This is a genomic window from Mycobacterium sp., from assembly GCF_050701675.1.
In the GTDB taxonomy this organism is placed as follows: Bacteria; Actinomycetota; Actinomycetes; order Mycobacteriales; family Mycobacteriaceae; genus Mycobacterium.
On the sequence record NZ_JBOGDD010000756.1, the window covers coordinates 1 to 2007 of the forward strand.

General features: G+C 67.3%; 3 protein-coding genes. All 3 read right to left on the reverse strand.

Annotated features, from left to right (window positions below; genetic code table 11):
- The coding region (locus tag ACRDUX_RS23130; protein WP_526416893.1) for an LLM class F420-dependent oxidoreductase at positions 1 to 446 on the reverse strand (446 nt) is incomplete at its 3' end.
- 10 nt (positions 447 to 456) lie between these two features.
- Positions 457 to 1350: an Rv0045c family esterase gene (locus ACRDUX_RS23135; RefSeq protein ID WP_526416895.1), complete on the reverse strand. Its 894-nt coding sequence runs from the start codon at positions 1348 to 1350 to the stop codon at positions 457 to 459.
- Positions 1351 to 1423: 73 nt separating this feature from the next.
- Positions 1424 to 2007: inositol-3-phosphate synthase (locus tag ACRDUX_RS23140; protein WP_526416897.1), on the reverse strand; the 584-nt coding region annotated here is incomplete at its 5' end.

Sequence of the window (2007 nt, forward strand, 5' to 3'; positions counted from 1 at the left end):
GGGTTGAGCTTGCCGAGTCGCGACGTGATGCGCGGCATCGCCAAGGCGAGGTCGTCGAGGCGGCTGCCGACGGTGCCGAAGTCATAGCCGTACTCGTCGTAGTCCTTCTCCTTCCAGCCCGAGCCGATCCCGAGGATCAGCCGCCCGTCGGAGATGTTGTCGACAGTCCGCGCCATGTCGGCAAGCAGCTCGGGGTTGCGGTAGGAGTTGCAGCTCACCAGCGCGCCGATTTCGAGGCGCGACGTCTGTTCGGCCCACGCGCCGAGCATGGTCCAACACTCGTAGTGTGCGCCGTCGGGATCGCCGTACAGCGGGTAGAAGTGGTCCCAGTTGAACGCCACGTCGACGCCGAGGTCCTCGCAACGCAGGACCGCGTCGCGCAGGTGGCCGTAGTTGGGGGAGTGCTGGGGTTGCAGTTGGACGCCGATGCGGGTGGGAAAGCTCATTGCGCCTACGTTAGGCGTCCAGGACGCCATGCAGGATGTCGGCCAGTGCTCGTGGCTGGTCGCCTTGGACGGAGTGACCGGAGCCGGCGACGACGTGGGTGCGCTGGAACCCGGGGGCGCCCTTGGCGAAGGCCTCGGCGTCCTCGTCGTTCACGAAGTGCGAGTCGGCGCCGCGCACCAGCGTGGTCGGCATGGTGATCGAGGGAACGTCGTCCCACAGATTCTCGAACCCCTCGCCCTTGCGGAATGAGTCGTAGCGCCAGGTCCAGGTGCCGTCGTCGAGCTGCTTGCTGTTGTGAAAGACGCCGCGGCGCAACGAGTTCCGGTCGCGGTGTGGTGCCGCCGCGACGGTCACGTCGAGCATGGCGGCAAACGATGGGAAGGTGCGGGCTCCCTGCACCAGTGCGACGGTGCCCATCTGCGCCTTGGTCATCTCTTCGTGGCGGGCAGGCGCCGAGGGAGTGACGTCGACGAGCAGCAGCTCGGGAACGAGGGCGGGCGCGGTGGCGGCGATGCGCAGAGCGGTCAGGCCGCCGAGTGACATGCCGACGACCAGCCGCGCCGTCGGCGCCCACTCGCGGAGCACCGGCAGTAGCGTCTCGGCACTGAGCTTGGGCCCGTAGTCGCCGTCTTCGCGCCAGGCCGAGCGGCCGTGCCCGGGCAGGTCGACGGCCAGGGCGGGCATGCCGAGTCCGAGGATCACCGTGTCCCAGGTGTGGGCGTTCTGCCCGCCGCCGTGCAGGAAGACGACCTGCGGCGGTTCATCGCCCCATTTGATGGCGCTGACGTTGCCGGAGGAGATGCGCTCGACCGGGGGCAGTGGACCCGTCGCGCCGATCTGCTCGGCGTTCTCGGGCAGCAGGGCGAACTCGTCGAGCCCCGCCAATTCGTCGTCTGAGATCACGCGTCTTTTCTACGCGATTCGGGCGCGCTCAGTGGCGCTCACCGCAACTGGACGCGCCCAAATCGCTCGAAAACTAGCCCTCGATGAAGGTTTCCAGCTGTGCCCGCGCGATGTCGTCGGGCATCTGCTTGGGCGGGCTCTTCATCAGGTACGCCGACGCGGCTTCGACGGGTCCGCCGATGCCACGGTCCTTGGCGATCTTCGCGGCACGCACCGCGTCGATGATGACGCCTGCCGAGTTGGGCGAGTCCCAGACTTCGAGCTTGTACTCCAGGTTCAGCGGCACGTCGCCGAAGGCGCGGCCCTCGAGGCGGACGTAGGCCCACTTGCGGTCGTCGAGCCAGCCGACGTGATCGGACGGGCCGATGTGCACGTCCTTGGTGTTGAACTCACGCTGCAGGTTGGACGTGACGGCCTGGGTCTTGGAGATCTTCTTGGATTCCAGGCGCGAGCGCTCGAGCATGTTGAGGAAGTCCATGTTGCCGCCGACGTTGAGCTGCATGGTGCGATCGAGCTGCACGCCGCGGTCCTCGAACAGCTTGGCCATCACGCGGTGGGTGATGGTCGCGCCGACCTGGCTCTTGATGTCGTCGCCGACGATCGGCACGCCGGCGTCTTCGAACTTCTTGGCCCACACCGGGTCCGAGGCAATGAAGA